17 protein-coding genes are annotated in these 19,259 nt (G+C 37.5%); 2 read left to right on the top strand and 15 right to left on the bottom strand.

Annotation, left to right across the window (positions count from 1 at the left end):
• Positions 1 to 206: 206 nt before the first annotated feature.
• From rpoD to ccpN, 4 genes are all read right to left on the bottom strand, one after another.
• Entirely contained in the window at positions 207 to 1,334 is a 1,128-nt protein-coding gene (gene rpoD, locus AC1RFD_RS10055; protein WP_004227165.1) for an RNA polymerase sigma factor RpoD, read from the bottom strand.
• 32 nt (positions 1,335 to 1,366) lie between these two features.
• Positions 1,367 to 3,199 (bottom strand): DNA primase, encoded by a 1,833-nt coding sequence (dnaG, locus tag AC1RFD_RS10060; protein ID WP_081011013.1) that lies wholly within the window; start codon positions 3,197 to 3,199, stop codon positions 1,367 to 1,369.
• Between the two features lie 206 nt (positions 3,200 to 3,405).
• Positions 3,406 to 4,218 (bottom strand): pyruvate, water dikinase regulatory protein, encoded by an 813-nt coding sequence (locus AC1RFD_RS10065; RefSeq protein WP_004227157.1) that lies wholly within the window; start codon positions 4,216 to 4,218, stop codon positions 3,406 to 3,408.
• Between the two features lie 15 nt (positions 4,219 to 4,233).
• Positions 4,234 to 4,866 carry a transcriptional regulator CcpN gene (gene ccpN / locus AC1RFD_RS10070; protein WP_004227151.1) on the bottom strand — a complete coding sequence of 211 codons (633 nt, stop codon included), beginning with the start codon at positions 4,864 to 4,866 and terminating at the stop codon, positions 4,234 to 4,236.
• A 427-nt stretch (positions 4,867 to 5,293) separates the two neighbouring features.
• Here ccpN and AC1RFD_RS10075 point away from each other — a divergent pair, with 427 nt between their 5' ends.
• Entirely contained in the window at positions 5,294 to 6,679 is a 1,386-nt protein-coding gene (locus AC1RFD_RS10075; protein WP_004227145.1) for a glycine--tRNA ligase, read from the top strand.
• A gap of 44 nt (positions 6,680 to 6,723) precedes the next feature.
• Here the strand turns inward: AC1RFD_RS10075 and AC1RFD_RS10080 are convergent, their stop codons facing one another.
• Positions 6,724 to 8,442: an HD-GYP domain-containing protein gene (locus AC1RFD_RS10080; RefSeq protein ID WP_054550114.1), complete on the bottom strand. Its 1,719-nt coding sequence runs from the start codon at positions 8,440 to 8,442 to the stop codon at positions 6,724 to 6,726.
• An 838-nt stretch (positions 8,443 to 9,280) separates the two neighbouring features.
• Between AC1RFD_RS10080 and AC1RFD_RS10085 the strand changes: the two genes are divergently transcribed.
• The gene (locus AC1RFD_RS10085) at positions 9,281 to 10,681 is read left to right on the top strand and encodes an S-layer homology domain-containing protein (RefSeq protein ID WP_492474879.1); all 1,401 of its coding nucleotides are present in this window, start codon (positions 9,281 to 9,283) and stop codon (positions 10,679 to 10,681) included.
• 24 nt (positions 10,682 to 10,705) lie between these two features.
• Here AC1RFD_RS10085 and recO read toward each other — a convergent pair whose 3' ends face one another.
• The 10 genes from recO to AC1RFD_RS10135 form a co-directional block, all read right to left on the bottom strand.
• On the bottom strand, positions 10,706 to 11,491 hold the full coding sequence (gene recO, locus AC1RFD_RS10090) for a DNA repair protein RecO (RefSeq protein WP_048392194.1): 786 nt from the start codon (positions 11,489 to 11,491) through the stop codon (positions 10,706 to 10,708).
• A 218-nt stretch (positions 11,492 to 11,709) separates the two neighbouring features.
• Positions 11,710 to 12,627, bottom strand: a complete 918-nt coding sequence (era, locus tag AC1RFD_RS10095; RefSeq protein ID WP_004227129.1) for a GTPase Era — start codon at positions 12,625 to 12,627, stop codon at positions 11,710 to 11,712.
• Positions 12,614 to 13,027, bottom strand: coding sequence for a cytidine deaminase (locus AC1RFD_RS10100; protein ID WP_081011012.1), 414 nt, complete (start codon positions 13,025 to 13,027; stop codon positions 12,614 to 12,616). The genes era and AC1RFD_RS10100 overlap by 14 nt, the downstream gene beginning before the upstream one ends.
• A gap of 59 nt (positions 13,028 to 13,086) precedes the next feature.
• Positions 13,087 to 13,437 carry a diacylglycerol kinase family protein gene (locus AC1RFD_RS10105; protein ID WP_048392193.1) on the bottom strand — a complete coding sequence of 117 codons (351 nt, stop codon included), beginning with the start codon at positions 13,435 to 13,437 and terminating at the stop codon, positions 13,087 to 13,089.
• Positions 13,438 to 13,911, bottom strand: coding sequence for an rRNA maturation RNase YbeY (gene ybeY, locus AC1RFD_RS10110; RefSeq protein ID WP_048392192.1), 474 nt, complete (start codon positions 13,909 to 13,911; stop codon positions 13,438 to 13,440).
• Between the two features lie 8 nt (positions 13,912 to 13,919).
• The gene (locus AC1RFD_RS10115; RefSeq protein ID WP_004227107.1) at positions 13,920 to 16,040 is read right to left on the bottom strand and encodes an HD family phosphohydrolase; all 2,121 of its coding nucleotides are present in this window, start codon (positions 16,038 to 16,040) and stop codon (positions 13,920 to 13,922) included.
• Positions 16,041 to 16,390: 350 nt separating this feature from the next.
• Complete coding sequence (locus AC1RFD_RS10120; protein WP_016994096.1) at positions 16,391 to 17,347, bottom strand: PhoH family protein; 957 nt, start codon at positions 17,345 to 17,347, stop codon at positions 16,391 to 16,393.
• Between the two features lie 2 nt (positions 17,348 to 17,349).
• Complete coding sequence (locus AC1RFD_RS10125) at positions 17,350 to 18,462, bottom strand: sporulation protein YqfD (protein WP_048392191.1); 1,113 nt, start codon at positions 18,460 to 18,462, stop codon at positions 17,350 to 17,352.
• Complete coding sequence (locus AC1RFD_RS10130; protein WP_048392190.1) at positions 18,452 to 18,712, bottom strand: hypothetical protein; 261 nt, start codon at positions 18,710 to 18,712, stop codon at positions 18,452 to 18,454. Before AC1RFD_RS10130 ends, AC1RFD_RS10125 begins: the two co-directional genes overlap by 11 nt.
• Before the next feature lie 54 nt (positions 18,713 to 18,766).
• Complete coding sequence (locus AC1RFD_RS10135; RefSeq protein WP_492474880.1) at positions 18,767 to 19,243, bottom strand: YqfB family membrane protein; 477 nt, start codon at positions 19,241 to 19,243, stop codon at positions 18,767 to 18,769.
• Between the last annotated feature and the right edge of the window lie 16 nt (positions 19,244 to 19,259).

The following is a 19,259-nucleotide window of genomic DNA, read 5'->3' on the forward strand; positions in this document are numbered from 1 at the left end:
AATTTTATCTCACACTATTTGAAAACACATCTGTATAAAGTCGCAAATCTAGCATTTCCCTCATTCTAATTATCTATGATTGCATAGCATCGATAGGTGAATAGCAGGGCTAATTTCTTTTTTGTTGACTTTTCAATTCTATAAAAAAGGAGCTATACCAATTAGTCATTTTCTCACTACTTGGATAGCTCCAGCTATTTTAAATTTTATTCTAAGAAGTCTTTTAAACGTTTACTACGAGAAGGATGGCGTAATTTTCTTAGTGCTTTCGCCTCGATTTGACGAATACGTTCACGCGTTACGCCAAAGACTTTCCCAACCTCTTCTAATGTACGTGTGCGACCATCGTCTAACCCAAAACGTAAACGAAGTACGTTTTCCTCACGGTCTGTTAACGTATCTAGTACATCTTCTAATTGTTCTTTTAACAGTTCATAGGCTGCATGGTCGGAAGGAGATTGTGCTTCTGAATCCTCGATAAAGTCTCCTAAATGGGAATCATCTTCTTCTCCAATTGGTGTTTCAAGAGATACTGGTTCTTGTGCAATTTTTAAAATTTCACGTACTTTTTCAGGTGTTAAATCCATTTCTTCTCCAATTTCCTCTGGAGAAGGCTCACGACCTAAATCTTGTAAAAGTTGACGTTGTACACGTATTAATTTATTAATGGTTTCGACCATATGAACAGGAATACGAATCGTACGCGCTTGGTCAGCGATTGCGCGTGTAATCGCCTGACGAATCCACCATGTAGCGTAAGTCGAGAACTTAAATCCTTTACGATAATCGAATTTTTCAACAGCCTTAATAAGACCCATATTTCCTTCTTGAATTAAATCAAGGAATAGCATTCCACGACCAACATAGCGTTTTGCAATCGATACAACTAGACGTAAGTTCGCTTCCGCAAGGCGTTTACGCGCTTCCTCGTCCCCTTGCTCAATACGTTCAGCAAGTGCAATTTCTTGCTCAGCAGATAATAAATCTACTCGGCCGATTTCTTTTAAATACATACGTACAGGGTCATTGATTTTAACACCTGGTGGCACACTCAAATCATTTAAGTCGAAAGTTTCTTCGTTCGCTTCTTCTTTCATTAGACTTTCTTCTTCAAATTCTTCTTTTCCAATGATTTGAATATCTTTATGCTTTTCAAGATCCTCAGCAAAATGGAAAATTTCTTCGTTTTCCAATTCATAAGGTGTTAGTTTCTCTGAAATTTCTTTCATTGAAATTTCACCCTCTGTTTTTGCTTTTTCTTGTAGGAATTTTTTTGCATCATCTAATGTAATTTCTACTTCTATCTCTTTTGAACGTTCTGACTTGTCCGCCATAAACCTTCCTCCTTCTAAACAACCGAATCGGGTTAAATCGCCGATAACGATTTTCTTAAATGAATAATCTGTTGGGCGATTTCAAGTGCACGTGCATACTCATGCATCTTCTCCGCTTCCTTTGACTCATGCATCTTTTGATAAATTTCTTGCTCAATTCTATATTTTTGAAGCTGACGGATAGAGTCCATAACCTCTGCCTCTGCTTGATCTGGATCTCGCTCAACTAAAGCCGCTTCCATGACAATTTTTCGTAATTCAGCGTCATCCAAAATTTCCACAAAACGTTGATAATCAGGATGACCATACTCCTCATAAAATCCAACTAAGCGAACAAAAACTGCCATATAGGCATCTCGTACAAATGGCTCTTTTTGCTCACTACGTAATACCCTGTCCACTACATCTATATTATGAAGCATATGAGCCAGTAATAAACGTTCGGCACGTTCGGCTGCGTCCATAGGCTTTTGTTGTTGCGTGACTGGCATTGAAGGTATCTGTGTAGGCATTTCTACTTTAGCAGAACGTACCTGATTAGCCTCCAGTTTTCGGAATTGGGCATAAATGGCTTCTTCCGAGATGTTTGTTTCATTTGATAGCTGTCGTATATACAAATCTCGTTCAACTGGTGAAGATCTTCCCACTAGCTGCTCAAGAACTTCTTGAATATATTGAAGCGTATCATTTTCAAATTGAAAGTTCTTATTGCGTCTAGCATGCATCATCATAAAAGCAATATACGCATGAGGTTTTTCCAAAATTTGTTCCTTAAATGCTTGTCCACCTAAAGTGTGAATGTATTCATCAGGATCTAATTTTTCTGGCAACACGGCAATATCAACTTTCATTCGCTCTGTATGCAGTAGCTGCGCCGCTCGTTTCGCTGCATCAAATCCAGCATTATCACCATCATAGCAAATCGTAATTTGCTCTACTAAGCGCTTTAGCTTTGTGATATGCTGATTTGTTAACGAAGTACCCATTGTCGCAACAACATTCATGACACCTACAGAGTTGGCTGCTAAAACGTCCATAAATCCTTCCATCAATACTACTTGACGATTTTTTCTGATAGAAGTTCGTGCTTTATCTAGGTTATACAGCACTTCACTTTTTTGGAAAATTGGTGATTCTGGACTATTTAAATATTTTGCTTCCTCACCATTGGATGAAAGGATACGTCCTGAGAAGGCAATAATTTTACCATTCTCATCTCGAATAGGAAACATGATACGTCCTCTAAAACGATCAAAATAACGCTCTTCTCCCTCTCTTTTGATGATTAAGCCACTTTCGGCAATTTCTTGTAAGTTATAACCTTTTCTTTCAAGCAATATTGTTAATGCATCAAAGCTTGGGAGAGACCAACCAATGTTATTAGATTCGATAAGTTCCCTTGTAAATCCTCTTTCTAGCAAATAATTTAAAGGTTCTTCACCATCTTCTGTATTCAACAGTAAATGATGAAAAAAATCTGCTGCAAAAGCGTGTGCTTCTTTCATCCTTTCTTCCGCTTTAGATATCTTTTTCGTTCCTCCAGGGAAACTTGGCTCAACATCTAAGTGTATGCCAACACGTTCCCCAAGTTTCACAACTGCATCAGGAAAAGAAATGCCTTCAATATCCATTACAAAAGTAATGGCATTGCCCCCTGCACCACAACCAAAGCAATGAAAAATTTGCTTGTCTGTAGATACAGAAAAAGACGGTGTTTGCTCTCCATGAAATGGACAGAGACCAAACCAATTTCGCCCACGCTTAGTAAGCTGCATGTATTCACTAATAACATCAACGATATCTGATTGTGTGCGAATCTGCTCAATTACTTCTTCTGGAATCTTCCCTGCCAAATCCATCACCATCTTTAATATTTGCGTTCTAGAAACACAATTCGCTATTCGTTTTAAAATTCCTTTATTTCTCGACAAAAAATTAGGATTTTTCTCTTATAAATATTTTTACCACAATTTTATTATTATAAAACAAAAATTAGTTTTTATCTATACCATTTTCAAAATCCACTCAAAAAAACCGCCTCTGCTAACCGAGGTGGTTTAAAATTCTATCCTTATTTACAGGTCAAAATATGTTCGATAATCGTATTTGCTGTCTCTTCAACAGCTTTATTTGTCACATCGATAACTTGACAACCTATTCTACCGACAATTTTTTCAAAATGCTGAATCTCATCAAGAATTCTTTCATGCTGTGCATAGATAGCATCATCATTCAAGCCGAGAGACATTAATCTTTCTTTCCGAATTGAGTTTAACTTCTCAGGGGAAATAATCAATCCAAAGCATTTTTTAGGGTCTATCTGTAATAGCTCTTCTGGTGGTTCTACCTCTGGCACTAAAGGTACATTCGCCACTTTATATTTTTTATGGGCTAAATATTGTGATAGTGGTGTTTTAGAAGTTCGTGATACACCAACTAGTACAATATCAGCCTGTAATAATCCTCTTGGATCTCTACCATCATCATATTTTACCGCAAATTCAATCGCTTCAATTTTTTTGAAATAATCATCATCCAGCAGATGAACAATACCAGGCGTTTCTAATGGATTTTCTTCCATAAAAGCTGCCATTGATTGTAAGGCTGGCCCTAAGATATCCACAGCCTGAATTTTTTCTTGTTCACATAAATCATGTAATAATTTACGCATTTCTTGGCGAACAAGTGTATAAACAATAAACGCTCGCTGTTGCGAAGCAAGAAAAACAATTTTACGGATAAGCTCCTCTGATTGAATATGTGGAAATCGACGAATCACAGTATTTTCAAGACCCGGTCGGAACTGGCTAATAACCGCTTTTGCAACTTGATCACCAGTTTCACCGACAGAATCAGATACAACAAATACGCGTAGTCTTTTCATGCAGCTCTCCTTCATTTAGACATTTTGTGCAAGAGATAAGAAAGCCCGTGTAATCGTTGTTTTTGTAAGACGACCAACAATCGTTAAACCACCCTCTTGCGGTTCAACTACTGGTAGTGAATCAACCTCACGTTCAATAAGTTTGTTCGCTGCAACAATTAAAGAATCTGATCTTTCACAGTACGAAATATTTGGCATACGCGTCATAATAATATGTACTGGAATTTTATTTAAATCCTGCGTGCCAATACTTGTACGCAGTAAATCTTTGCGAGATAGTACGCCTGTCAAAAACTCATTCTTATCTACGACAAAGAGTGTACCAACATCTTCTGAAAACATAAAGCAAATTGCATCATAAACCGTCATTGTTTCAGGGACAACTACTGGCCCTGAATGAAAATCCTTCACTTTTAAATTGTGAATACTATCTATTAATGTAACAGATGCCTTCTTACCTGAATAAAAATAACCAACCCTTGGTCTTGCATCCAGAAATCCTGCCATTGTTAGGATTGCTAAATCCGGTCTTAGAGTTGCTCTTGTCAGATTGAGACGTTCGGCAATATGTTCCCCCGTAATAGGGCCATTTTCTTTCACAATTTGTAATATGTCTTCCTGACGTTTATTGAGTTCGATTGGACTCACCGCCTCAAATCTAATAGTGTTATACTTATGCTCAATTATTATATACTATTTTAATAATTATTGCGAATTAAAGAACTACATGCTACAATATTGACACATACGCTTGCTCTATCAGTATTTTCGAGCAAATTGCGTTATACAGGCGATGATGGGAAAAAAGTATCTGTTCCATTCTATAGCGAGTAGAAGATGGTGAAAGTCTACACAGCAACAGAGAAAAGGCACTCCCTGAGCTAACTTTTTGAAAAGAGGTTTTAAACTACTCGTTTAAAACAATCAGGGTGGAACCGCGGGTATTAGCACTCGTCCCTGGGCATACAATGTGCCCGGAGACGGGTGCTATTTTCATTTAGTTGCAACTGAATGAAAAAACTATGGCGTTTTTACCGCTAAAACAACGTATTAAAAATTTAAAGGAGGCTATTTTATGGCTAACAAATCAATGGAAACCATCGTATCTTTAGCGAAGCATCGAGGCTTTGTCTTCCCTGGTTCTGAAATCTACGGAGGTTTAGCAAACACATGGGATTATGGTCCACTAGGTGTCGAATTAAAAAATAATATTAAAAAAGCATGGTGGCAAAAGTTTGTTCAGGAATCTGAATACAATGTAGGTATTGATGCTGCTATTTTGATGAACCCAAAAGCTTGGGTTGCTTCTGGTCACGTAGGAAACTTCAATGACCCAATGATCGACTGTAAATCATGTAAGGCCCGCCACCGTGCAGATAAAATTATCGAAGACGCTGCATTAGCGAAAGGCGATGAAATCATTGTTGATGGTATGACATTCGACCAAATGAAAGAAACAATGATTAAATATGACGTAGTATGCCCTGATTGCGGAAAGGCAGATTTCACAGATATTCGCCAATTCAACCTCATGTTTAAAACATTCCAAGGTGTAACGGAATCCTCTACAAATGAAATTTATTTACGCCCAGAAACGGCACAAGGTATTTTCGTGAACTTTAAAAACGTTCAACGTTCTATGCGTAAACGTACACCATTTGGTATCGCACAAATCGGTAAATCTTTCCGTAACGAAATTACACCGGGTAACTTCACATTCCGTACACGTGAATTCGAACAAATGGAGCTTGAATTCTTCTGTAAACCTGGTGAAGACCTTGAATGGCATGCATATTGGAAAGAATTCTGTAAAAATTGGTTACTAAACCTAGGCATGAAAGAAGATTCGATGCGCCTTCGTGACCATGAGGATGATGAGCTATCTCACTACTCTAACGCTACAACAGATATCGAATTCAAATTCCCATTTGGCTGGGGAGAGCTTTGGGGTGTAGCAGATCGTACAGATTACGACTTAAAACAACATATGGAGCACTCTGGTGAAGATTTCACTTACATTGATCCTGTATCAAATGAACGTTATGTTCCTTATTGTATTGAACCATCATTAGGCGCTGATCGTGTAACATTAGCTTTCCTGTGTGATGCCTATGATGAAGAGGAACTAGAAGGTGATGATAAACGTACGGTTTTACGTTTCCACCCTGCTCTGGCTCCATTTAAAGCTGCTGTGCTACCACTTTCTAAAAAATTATCTGATGAAGCTACAGATGTTTGGGCTGAACTGCGTAAAGCCTTCCCTGTTGATTTTGATGAATCACAATCAATTGGTAAACGTTACCGTCGTCAAGATGAAATTGGTACACCATTCTGTATCACATATGATTTTGATTCAAAAGAGGATGGCCAAGTAACAGTACGTCATCGTGACTCTATGACACAAGTTCGTATGCCTATTGCTGAAGTAAAAGCATATATTGAAAAACACCTACAATTCTAATCACTTAAAAAAGAGGGGGTAGCCAGCAGGCAACTCCCTCTTTCTTATGCTTTAAATGTTGAAAATAAGCGCTCTTGCATTTTTTCCTCGAATGAAAACTTTTTCATGCTCAAACCTATTAAGCTCACTAATAGCTCCTCAATATCCGCTAGTGAGTAATAAAGGAATGTACCTTCTCGCATTGGACGAACCCGTTTGTCAAAAGTTAGTTCATCTTCAATAAAGTAAGCGACATTAACATCACAATGTTCCATCAATTGTGTAATACGTTGATCATCACCTGGGTTTATAAAGAATGGCACAATTTTATCAATATACAAAATACTTTGAACAAGCTTAATGAAGAAATTTTCACGCAACGATGTCTCCACAACTAATATGGTCGTTTGCTCATGTTGATAATCCATATATAAAACGTTTAATTGCTCCTCTAGTAGCGTTTTTAAAATACCAATAGAATTGCGATACTTTGTCATATCCGTTTGGATTTCCCTTGTTAGTAAACGTAAAATACGAAAGGCTGGCAGAAAAATTTTTAAGACAATTTCTTTAGGATGTAAATGGTCAATTAATTTATTAAAATGAATTCTCAGATTATTTTCGTCACAGCGGATTAATTGCTCTACAAATAAGTTGAAAATCTCTTCAAAGCTATTCGCTCGATAGTCGATCATTTTCGTAATTCTCACACTATAGTTCAAAGGAAGATTCATTGATTTTTGCTCATCTAACAATCTTACTTTTGGTAATGTTGGAAATAAATCATAAACAAGTTCTACTTGTGCACTGCGATTATCGGATAACATAACAACAGAGTTTACTGGATAAATCCCTAAACATTCTACAAATTTATGCATAAAGCTCTCATTATATAAATGTCGATCTCTGTATAAGACAGCTAAAGCATCTGTAGCACCATAGCCAACATGATAGACTCTCTTGGATGTCATCGCTGAATATACATCAACAATTTGTAATAATTGTACACCCTCACTCATATCATCCGCACAAAGTTGATTTGGATAGCCCTTTCCCGCAAAGCGTTCATGATGATCTCGTGCCAAATAGGCAATGTCTTCCTCGTTATGTTCCATGAGTAGCTCGTAGCCTTTTGTTGTGTGCGTCTTTACAATATCGAACTCATCTTCAGAGAGTTTACGTTTCAGATTTAATATTTCTTGGGGTATAAAAACCTTCCCGATATCATGGAACAGGTAGCCCCTAGCTAATGTTTCAATATCTGTTAAACCTAGGTATCTAGCAAAAATTGTACCTAATACAAACACATCAAATGAATGGACAAATGAATACTCGTCCCATTCCTTTAAACGCATAAGTAGCTCATAGCGATGTTTTTTTTCCAAAATCTTTTCAAAAACACCTCTTACATAAGCCGTATCCTGTATGCTTTTAAGAATTTGTCCATAGCGTAATTCGTGCACGACATTCTCCAACGTTGTCATAAAAAGCTGACTAACTGTCTCTTTATAATCATCCACAGGATCTCTTTTTTCAATTAATGGGGCAAATAGATCTTCATATTCTCTTGTTCGTTGAGCACTTAAATCATGTACAACTCGAACTGAATTAGATGGCAAATAGACAGATAATTCATCTACTTTACGAAGTTTAAGTAAGGCAATAATTCGCTCCGTTAAAACTAAATCCTTTTTAGCCAATAAACGATACTCTGAAAAAATATCTTCTGCTAATATATCATTTGCTTCAACTTCATGAATACTTAAGGTTACTTTTCGTAGCATATATTTTGCCACATACGCAATGTACTAAGCACTATGTGACTCCCTCCTTCTTCCATAGGACTGCGCTATTCTGATAAACGTATAACAATACGTTTTGCTGATAGAGGCTTTTATATTTCATAGGCATGTCTAAAGTGATCTAGCGTACATCAGTTTCGATGGAGATTAAACGACTTAATTATATTTAAAAAATATAATTACCATTATCTATACCATTTACAATATCATAGGTTAAAATGCCTTTTCAACTAGTATATGGGTCTCGAATGAACAGTTTCTACCACTTATATAATGAAAACTAAACAAAAATACAAATCTTTTTACCTATTAAAATACTTATAAATATATAGATAAATAAAAATATAGATAAATAAGACTTCATATTATTCATTTAAAGACAGAAAAATAACAAATAAAATTAAATTTACGCAAAAATTTTATTTTGTAAAAATTGAAATTTATTCATTAAAAAGAAAGGTAATCTAGTTGCATCCTCCTATAAAATCAAAGGTATTTCTTTTTATTTAAAAGATAAAATGAAGCGAGTTCTGCGCTATGCAAGTTAATTAGTTTTAGCTCCCCCTTTTTACATAAGGTATAATCGATTACCGAACAGTCATGATATGGATGAAATTCCCTCTATGCGTTGTTCCATCTTTTTGGTATAAATAAGTTATTATAGTTAGTATTAGCTGTTAAATAATGAATAATTGACAGGCTAAAGACACATCACCTTTTAACATTCATTCGTCCGGAAGTTTGAACTGATACATAGGAAGGTCTGACCAGAAATATATATACTATAAAATTTTCTATTGTACTTTTTGGAGGAATTTAATTGCAGTCTCAACGTTTATTTCAACTAGCTATGGCTTCTGCTTTAGCAACAAGTGCGATTATTATCGCACCACCCGCACACGCAGCATCATTTTTTCCTGATATCAACCCAACCAATGAAGAAGGTAAGGCTATTATTCAATTAGCAGAGCGTGGCATTATTTCAGGCTATATGGATGGGACATTTAAACCCGCTAATCCTATTACACGTACACAGGCTGCGAAGATTTTAGCAGGTATTTTAAAGTTAGATACAGTTCACGTAAAAAATCCCCAATTCAAAGACATCAAACCTGGCGATGAAAACTACGGAGCCATTGCAGCATTAGCAAATGCTGGCATTATTAATGGTGCAAATGGTTATTTCTACCCTACTCAAAATATAACTCGCGAGCAAATGTCTAAAATGATTGCGAAAGGCTTTGGATTAATAAGTACGAGTAACACGCAATTACCATTTACAGACGTTAAAAAGGGGAATGAATTTGAGCCTCATATTAGAGCATTGTTTGCAAATGGGATTACCAAAGGAACATCTGCAACGACTTTCGGCCCAAAAAGCAATGTAAAGCGCTCTCAGCTGGCTGCTTTTGTTGTACGAGCTGAAAAGTTGCTAGGCAATGCAACCGTCTATGCAAGTCAATTTAAACAGGACTATATTTTTGCTTCTTATGGTGGTCTTGAGCCAGCAGAGGATATTTTCACATGGAATGAAGAGGAAGATATGACAGAGTCTATCACGATTACCCCTATAAAAGAAGGTACGGGTAAATTAGTGATTACTGGATTGACTGATGATTCAGAGGACTTTATTGACATTTTTTATTTAGTACATGTCAAAAATGTAAATGGTAAGCTGAAGGTAACACTTGAAGAAGTAAAAGAAGATGATTATATCGAAAATTTACCACTCGATTTGTCTGAGAGCAAATTACCATTCATACCAACAGAGGTGACGGTTCAAAACGCGAATGGACAGCCACTCGCTTCAAATTTCTATAACTTTAATCAACAAGATCAAACACTTTCCATCTCGCAAAATGGACAATACATTGTTACATTTTCAGATGGGACGCAACAACAAAAGATGGCCGCAGATGTGTATTCCTATGATTTTGTTCGCAACATTGATTTATATCATTTGACAGATGAATTAATACTGACAGCGCAAGAATTACCTTTCGAACCAACACATGTAGCACTCGAAAGCTTTGGTTTTGAACCAGTGCCTGTAAAAGCGACAATTCTTGACGGGCAACTACATATTACGCCAAAAGCTGAAGGTCTAGCGATTCTCCATTTAACAGGTAAAAACAATGAAACAGCATACCTTTATATTGAAAGTAAAAAAATTGCTGGACACTGGGCCTTTTTAGTGACAGAGGATGAGGATGAATTTTAAATAACGTGAAATGCCAGATGAACATTATGATTCATCTGGCATTTTGTCTTTCGAGCGTATTTGCAGTTCAGGGGTACGTTCTAGTTGCTCTATAAATTTTCTCGTCTTAAACCGAATACCGGTTTGTTCTTCATAGATGGTTGTTATAATTTTTTTAATGAAATATTTTGTTTCTTTTTTTAGTTCTATTTTTCCAATTTGGTCGATAGGAACAGTGTAGAACATCCTGATAAGTTTCAGCTGTGTTGGCGTTAAGCGAATGATATAGGGGTCATGCTGATAACAGCGATGGCATAAGAATCCTCCTTGAGCAAAGGAAAAAGCGAATTCCCCATCTACTGCGCCACACGCAGCACAGGCATGTAAAATAGGTTGTACACCTGTATAGGGCAACATTTTCCATTCAACAAATAGCGTAATAGCTTCAGGATCATAGCCATCCTCAATTGCTTGTAGTGCATGTAGTAAAACATCGAACGCAAATGGCTCTGGCTTTCCTTCTTCCACAACTCGCTCCACTAATTCCATAATATAGCTAGCATAAGCAGTAGCCATAATATCCTCACGAATATGTCGCATTGAATTTAAATGTTCTCCCTGTTGCAAAGTTCCCATGCCTGTATGATGTTGTACCATAAACATCCCGTAGGTAAAGGGTTGCGTGATGGAAGCCAATCTACTAGAAGGTTTTTTTGCCCCTCTAGCCATCGTAGCCACTTTACCAGCTTCCCGAGTTAGCAAAATAACAATCTTATTAGATTCCCCATAAGCGCGAACCTTTAATACAATCCCCTCCCATTTATGAAGCATAATCCCCCTCCTTTCTTAAAAGAACTATCCATGCAAAGAGAGCTGCCCAAAATAATTTTGGACAGCTCAAAAATAAAAATGATCAAATACTTCTAGATCCTTTTGTGCCTACAAGAAGAAGTTAACCTAAAACCGTCACGTCAAAATTTGGCGTCTATTCCTGATTCAACGGGCAATGTTCGCGAACGTTACAATTCATTAGCTAAGCCAGAAAAAACTTAATATTCATCGTCACGGAATCCAAAATCACGTAAATGTGTAGCTTTATTACGCCAATCTTTTTGCACCTTTACCCATAGCTCTAAATAAACTTTAGACCCTAGAAGCATTTCGATATCCTTTCGCGCACGTGTCCCTACTTCTTTTAGCAAGGCTCCACGTTTTCCAATAACTATCCCTTTTTGAGAATCACGCTCCACAATAATTGTAGCCGCTACATGAATTTTATCCTCATTTTCTTCATCACGACGAATTTTATCAATTACCACTGCGATAGAATGGGGAATTTCTTCACGCGTTAAATGTAGGACTTTTTCACGAATAAGTTCAGATATGATAAATCGTTCAGGATGATCTGTCACTTGATCGGCTGGGTAATACTGAGGTCCTTCTGGTAAATACTTCGCCAATGTCACTAATAAATTTTCAACATTATTGCCTTGTAGCGCAGAAATCGGTACAATCTCCGCAAAGTCATAGCGCTCTTTATAGCTCTCAATAATTCCCATTAGTTCATCTGGATGAATGGCATCAATTTTATTGATGACCAAAAAGACAGGTGTTGGGTTTCCTGCTAGCATTTCTAGAATAAATTCATCACCTTTACCGAGTTTTTGCTCAGCATTAACCATAAACATAATAACGTCTACTTCACGCAATGTGTTTTTAGAAACCTTCAGCATGAAATCGCCTAGTTTATGTTTTGGCTTGTGAATACCTGGTGTATCAATAAAAATCATTTGGCTATCATCTGTTGTTAGTACGCCTTGTACTTTATTTCGTGTTGTTTGTGGCTTATCACTCATGATCGCAATTTTTTGGCCAATGACACGATTTAAAAATGTCGATTTGCCAACGTTTGGACGACCAATGATGGAGATAAAGCCTGATTTATAGCCATTTTTAGTTTCCTGCATTCTCTAAATCCTCCGTCGTAAATGCAAACGGTAGTAATTCGCCCACTGACGTTACCGTCACATCACCTTTTAAGTTCGTTAAATAAACAGGCATAGTTGGAGCACAAAACTCCATCATGACCTGGCGACATGCTCCACATGGGGCGCATGGTCCGTCCGTATCAGCTACAATGGCAATGGCCTCGAATTCGTAAATCCCCTCCGATACTGCCTTAAAAAACGCTGTACGTTCAGCACAATTTGTCATACTATAGCCTGCATTTTCAATATTACAACCGTGAATAACCTCTCCATCTTTTGTTAGTAGAGCTGCCCCTACTTTAAATTTTGAATAAGGAACATAGGCTTTTTCACGTGCCTTTTTTGATTCTTCTAATAATGCATGCATATCCATTGTCATCTATACTAATTCTCCCTCACATTTATGGTTTATTTTCAATTAGAAGACACTCATTTCCATTAAAACCATTTTGGCAGAAAGATGAGTAATCCGATTATAGCACTGAATAGCGCAAATACAAGCACTGCACCTGCTGCAATATCTTTTGCTTGCTTAGCAAGAGGATGTATCTCCGGGGAAGCTAAATCGACTACCCGTTCGATAGCTGTATTCATCATTTCCAGTGCAAACATTAGTGCTATTAATAGTAGCACAATATACCACTCCATACGAGATAAACCTGTCAAATAACTAGCCAGTATAACAATGATTGCACTTACTATATGTGATTTCAAATTTTGTTCTTTACTTGCAGTTATGATGCCTTCAAAAGCATAGCCAAAAGATCGCAAGTATTTTCGCAAATTCATCTAATCTCGACCTAAGCCAAAAGTTTGGAGAATCTCATCTTGCTTTGCAAACATCACTTTCTCTTCTTCTGGCTCCATATGGTCATAACCAAGTAAATGTAAAAAACCATGTACAGCTAAAAAGCCTAATTCTCGCTCAAAGGAATGATTATATTCCTCTGCCTGCTCTTTTGCACGATCAGTCGAAATAATGATATCACCTAATACACGTGGCATACCTTCAAAAGTAACTTCCATTTCCCCTTCCCCTAGCTCCTCTAGTGCAAAGGAAATAACATCTGTGGGCTGATCTTTGCCACGATATTCACGATTAATATCTTGAATTGCCTTGTTCGTAACAAACGTCACCGAAACCTCTGTTTCTGGCTCAATATTTTCTACACTTGCAGCATGCTGTAATAGCTTTTCAACAAGTTCGATATGCTGTGCTCCCACTTCATTTGTTTCATCCGTAAAATCAATTGTTAAAATCATAGATCCTCCTACTTATCTGCCTTTGGATATTCAATACGTGAATGGAATATCCCATTCAACGTTTCACAAAGTACTCTCTCTATACATTTTAACTCTTTTATTGAAATATCGCATTCATCAAACTGATTATCTTGGACGCGATCATCGATAATCGCTCGTACTAGCTTCTGAATTTTCTCTGCATTTGGCTCTTTCATAGAACGTACTGCTGCCTCGACACTATCCGCAACACTTATAACAGCTGCTTCTTTTGTTTGTGGTTTGGGCCCTGGGTATCGGAACTTTGCCTCATCAATATTTTTTCCTTCTTCCTTTGCTTTAAACAAGAAGAATTTTAACAAACTTGTGCCATGATGCTGTAAAGCGATATCAATAATCTCTTGAGGCATTTTATAACGTTTTAACATATTGGCACCATCTGTCGTATGGGCGATAATAATCTCTGCACTTGTTTCAGGTGGTAAAGAATCATGCGGATTGATGCCCGACATCTGATTTTCGATGAAAAAGGAAGGTCGTTTGGTTTTACCAATATCATGATAATAACAACCTACACGTGCTAATAAACCGTCGGCACCAATCTCTTCACACGCAGCTTCCGCTAAGTTCGCTACCATCACACTATGATGATATGTCCCTGGAGTTTCCATTAATAATTTTTTTAATAATGGATGGTTGGGATTGGATAGCTCAATTAAGCGTAAAGACGAAAGCAAGCTAAACGCCGATTCAAAGAATGGTAAAAGTCCCATCGTTAATGCCCCTGAAAGCAAGGCTGATAACATCGCCGCTATTAAGTAAAATGCTAATTCTGGTAAGCCATAGGATGATTGTGTCATTAACAAATAAAACGCAATAAATGCCATATTTACAAGGGAAATCACACCAACCGCATGTAAAATATGTGAGCGTTTTTCCACACTACGCAAAAAGAATAGGCTTGCAAACCCTCCGAATATGATATACAGCGTAATTTCCATTTGCATAACTGAAGAATAGCCTTCTTGAAAAATTACCCCTGCTGAAGCAGCCGTCATAACTGTAATTAATACGGCTGCTCGCTCATCTGCTAGCAATCGTACAAGCATCGTTGCTAGTGCTGTCGGGAATAAAAAGGCAATCGTCACATCAAAGCCACTAGAAACTAAGCTAATAAATTTCATTAGCAAAATAGACAAGCTATAAACAATCACTGTCACTAACAGTGCATTACGTTTTTTTCGTTCGTTCGTCTCCCAACGCTCAAATAAAATATACATAAACATCATTTGCAGTAGCGTTAAAATAATAAGCCCTGCTATCGGCTTAAAGGAGGCTTTATTACTAACCATCCCTAATAGCTCTAATTGTCTAAAAGCCTCATTGTCAATAATTTGGCCTTCTTGAACAATAATCTGACCTTGTAAAATTCGTGTCGGCTCTACACTTTCTTTGGCCTGCTGTTTTCGAATCTTTGTTTGTTCTTCGTTAATTGTTTCATTTTCAATAATGCTTGTACGTCCTATTAACACGACTGTATTGAATATTTTATCAGGATATCCTCGTTGTCCACGAATCTTTGTTTCAAAATCATTTTGTGCAACAAAGACGTTCTCTGGTCGGATGGATTTTTGTAAATATTCCTCTACAAATTTAGATAATTGCGTACTTGTTCTAGTTAAATCATCTTCACTTTGTACTAATAGACCTTCTAGCTGAGAATCTGTAAAAATTAACGGCATCTGGTCTTCGTCAATGGATTCAAATTTTTTTCGAAGCTGTGTAACCTGGTCTGCAATAGGAATAGGTTCCTTACTATTTGCAACATCTTTTTTCACTTCCAAAACATAATCAAATAATGATGTTACAATCGCTGCTCTTTGCTTGGCGACATCCTCCGAAAATTGATAGACTGAATCCACTGCATTGGCAGCTTTTTCTCGCTCTAGCTGTGTTTTATAAGTGTCTTCAATCGTTTTAGTAGATCGTACGGTTTCAGGCGCAAGCTGTAATGGTTTGAAATCATATGTAACTCCTTTAACATTGCCATACATGAACCCAAATTGTAGGCCACCTGTTAAAATGAGAATGATGATAAGAAAGTAGCGAAAACCGATAAGCTCTGTAAATTTTCGAAGTTGTTTCTCCATCTGGCACCTCCTCTATCTACCTACTATCATACCAATTCAACATACATTTTTCTCGAAAAATGTATAAGAAAGCAAAAAACAGCTATGCATCTTCGCATAGCTGTCACATTTTTTTCCATATTTTGATTAAATTCGTGGTTTAGGTTTTAACTATACGGATGTTTTAAACCTCGTTACCCCTGTCGCTTCGCTTTCGGGGCAGACTTTAAACCTCGTTGCCCCTGTCGCTTCGCTTTCGGGGCAGACTTTAAACCTCGTTGCCCCTGTCGCTTCGCTTTCGGGGCAGACTTTAAACCTCGTTGCCCCTGTCGCTTCGCTTTCGGGGCAGACTTTAGAATTGCTACGCAATTCTAAAGTTGCTGTTCTTCGTAGGCTTGAATGATTTTGGCTACGATTGGGTGACGTACGACATCGCCTTGTTCTAGTACTTGGAAATGAATAGATTTAACATACTTTAATGTACGTTCTGCTACAATCAAGCCAGATTCTGTATTTTTGGGTAAGTCGATTTGCGTTTTATCACCTGTGATGACCATTTTAGAGCCGAAGCCTAGACGAGTTAGGAACATTTTCATTTGTTGATGTGTTGTATTTTGTGCTTCATCTAAAATAACAAAGGCATCATCTAATGTACGGCCACGCATATAGGCTAAAGGGGCGATTTCAATCGTTCCTCGTTCAATTAGCCGCTGTGTTTGTTCTGAGCCGTAGATGTCGTTTAAAGCGTCATAGAGAGGTCGAAGATATGGATCAACCTTTTCCTTTAAATCTCCTGGAAGAAAGCCTAGAGACTCTCCAGCTTCAACAGCAGGGCGAGTTAAAATAATTCTCTTAACATGACCGTTCTTAAGTGCCTGTGTTGCCATGACTACCGCTAAATACGTTTTCCCAGTACCGGCTGGACCAATACCGAAAACAACGTCTTTATGACGGATTGCTTGTATGTATTCTCGTTGACCAATTGTTTTTGCACGAATTGACTTACCTTTCGTTGTGCGTGCTATTTCTTCATCATATAGTTCTGCAAAATACTCGATTGTTCCTTTTTGTGTCATTTCAATAGCTGTTGTGACATCACGTTGATCAATATTAATTCCTTTGCGAATGACCTTCAATAAAGCATGCAGAAGAAATGTTGCCTGTTCCTTAGCATTTTCTTCACCCGCAAGTTGAATTTGTTCACCACGCGTAATGATATGAACATTAAGTGCTTCTTCAACTAATTTCATATTTGCATCGGAAATACCTAGTAGCATAACCGCTTCATTTGGATTATCCACCTGTAATACAGTTAACTGTTCTGACATAATCATTCTCCTTGTAGGCCTTGTATTGGACTTGCAATGTTTTCATTGACTAAAAATAGAACTTTCCCTTCAACTGTACCATTCCCCCACTTTGCCTGTAAAAGGTTTTCTTTCTTGATGATTGTTTTTGCAGGTAACGAGCGTAATACTTTTTCATGCAATAAAGGAATCAGCAATGACTCAATTTTCGATTCATCCAACTCTACTTGCATCGTTTTCGTCTGTTGCTCCTCTACAATTGAAACATAGGGGGATAGCCAATTCGGTAAATCTTTTCTTTGTACATAATCCACCTTTTCCTCATGTATACCCTTTATCAACACTCGCCATTGCTTTTGCTGCAAGGTTTCCACGGTAATTTTTGTTGGAATTTTAAATGAACATTCAAGCCAATAGTCTGCATAAACCTCTCCCTTCGCCCCTACAAAAACTTGATCTGTGCCACTTTCTAATACACCACTTACGAGGACGTCACCCTCGTAGGCTGTATCATTTACTGAAATTTTTCGCTCGCCATGCTGTATATTAAAGTGTGTAATGACACCACTTTTCGTTGCTACTATATGGGAGGCTAATTTATCAGTTGTTTGCTCTGTTTGTTTAGGTGATTCCTGTGGTCTCAAAATTACTCGTCCGCCATGTTTATCAATATGAACCCATGATAGCTCTCGGTGTTGCTCTAACAGCTTTTGTCGTATAACCGTATTGGAAGGTAACTTTTTTTGAGATAAAGGGGTTTCTAATTGAAAGGTTTCATGAAAGGTCTTACCTAAACGCTGCTCTAGTTCTGGTGTTGCGGCTTCTATGTCCACTCGCCATATGACTTGTGCACAAAGAATTGGAATAGCAATCATAAAGGCTAAGCCCAATAAAGTCCAAATTTGCGCTCGAAAAACTTGAAGCTCATCTGCATAAAATACAGCCATTTTTAAGCGAAAACGTCTTCGTACACGGCGAATTTTTGGTAGATAATGCATCGTCGTTTCAAAGGAAACTTCCTGCTCACGAAAGACAACACGCTTTAATGGGACATGTTGAGCGTGCAATGCTTGAATAAAAGGATGAACATTTTCATGGCGCTTTATACGTATAATAATTGGCCGATTATTCCACATTTTTGCTCACACCCATATTCTTTGTCATTTTCATATGAAGCTCCTGTAGATTGTCAACAGTGAGATGTAGCATTTCTTCTTTGAGCGCATTGATTGTCACTGAATCCGCATTGACAGTAATATGATAATCTGCATAGACAAACGAACAGGTCGTCGCATCTGCATGAATAAAACGGTAGGGTCCAATAATTTTTAATGATTCGTATTCTAACAACTCAAGTAGTGGCGTTAATTGAAATAATTTTTTCATAAAAAATGCCTCCTTCTTCGGCAATATATGCATCGAAAAAGGAGGACATGCTAGTTATTTTCTTTTTGATTTCGGTGGCCCTAATATTTCAGCCATCACGATTGCTTGCATAAGATCATTTTTAGATTGAGGTAGTTGTAAAGTCGAATTTGTGCCAACTGATTGCACTTCTTTTTTTCCAGCTGCTAATCGTCCTCGACCTTCTCGATTAGAAGAACGGCTAGGGATATCTGCTGGAATGACAGCTGGAGCAACATAGCTTGGTATTTCCCTTTTCACTTGTTGTTCAACAAATTTTTTAGGCTCCTCGACTTTCTCATTTTCTGGAATCCAATCTCCTATAAATTCTCGTGCAAAATCTTCAAAACTCTGTGCTTTCCCAGTACGATGTGGTGCTTTCTCCGTAACTGGAGGCTCCACCACGGTGTCTTTATTAAAAGGAGGCATCTGCTTCTGAGGCTTTTTATTTTTTGATTTTCCGAAAATAGAGCTGACTATGGCTATTATGGCGAAGATTATTAACTGTTCCATATGTTAGTTTCGCTCC

The organism is Lysinibacillus sp. GW823-FHT02G10 (assembly GCF_058797135.1).

What these genes read in the sequence shown, in the direction of transcription:
- rpoD (WP_004227165.1), bottom strand. Translation starts at nt 1,334, where the DNA reads ATGGCGGACAAGTCAGAACGTTCAAAAGAGATAGAAGTAGAAATTACA.
- ybeY (WP_048392192.1), bottom strand. Translation starts at nt 13,911, where the DNA reads ATGATTTTAACAATTGATTTTACGGATGAAACAAATGAAGTGGGAGCA.
- AC1RFD_RS10080 (WP_054550114.1), bottom strand. Translation starts at nt 8,442, where the DNA reads ATGCTACGAAAAGTAACCTTAAGTATTCATGAAGTTGAAGCAAATGAT.
- AC1RFD_RS10065 (WP_004227157.1), bottom strand. Translation starts at nt 4,218, where the DNA reads ATGAAAAGACTACGCGTATTTGTTGTATCTGATTCTGTCGGTGAAACT.
- AC1RFD_RS10135 (WP_492474880.1), bottom strand. Translation starts at nt 19,243, where the DNA reads ATGGAACAGTTAATAATCTTCGCCATAATAGCCATAGTCAGCTCTATT.
- era (WP_004227129.1), bottom strand. Translation starts at nt 12,627, where the DNA reads ATGCAGGAAACTAAAAATGGCTATAAATCAGGCTTTATCTCCATCATT.
- AC1RFD_RS10125 (WP_048392191.1), bottom strand. Translation starts at nt 18,462, where the DNA reads ATGTGGAATAATCGGCCAATTATTATACGTATAAAGCGCCATGAAAAT.
- AC1RFD_RS10105 (WP_048392193.1), bottom strand. Translation starts at nt 13,437, where the DNA reads ATGAATTTGCGAAAATACTTGCGATCTTTTGGCTATGCTTTTGAAGGC.
- AC1RFD_RS10130 (WP_048392190.1), bottom strand. Translation starts at nt 18,712, where the DNA reads ATGAAAAAATTATTTCAATTAACGCCACTACTTGAGTTGTTAGAATAC.
- AC1RFD_RS10100 (WP_081011012.1), bottom strand. Translation starts at nt 13,027, where the DNA reads ATGACAATGGATATGCATGCATTATTAGAAGAATCAAAAAAGGCACGT.
- AC1RFD_RS10115 (WP_004227107.1), bottom strand. Translation starts at nt 16,040, where the DNA reads ATGGAGAAACAACTTCGAAAATTTACAGAGCTTATCGGTTTTCGCTAC.
- recO (WP_048392194.1), bottom strand. Translation starts at nt 11,491, where the DNA reads ATGCTTCATAAATGGGAGGGGATTGTATTAAAGGTTCGCGCTTATGGG.
- AC1RFD_RS10075 (WP_004227145.1), top strand. Translation starts at nt 5,294, where the DNA reads ATGGCTAACAAATCAATGGAAACCATCGTATCTTTAGCGAAGCATCGA.
- AC1RFD_RS10120 (WP_016994096.1), bottom strand. Translation starts at nt 17,347, where the DNA reads ATGTCAGAACAGTTAACTGTATTACAGGTGGATAATCCAAATGAAGCG.
- dnaG (WP_081011013.1), bottom strand. Translation starts at nt 3,199, where the DNA reads ATGGTGATGGATTTGGCAGGGAAGATTCCAGAAGAAGTAATTGAGCAG.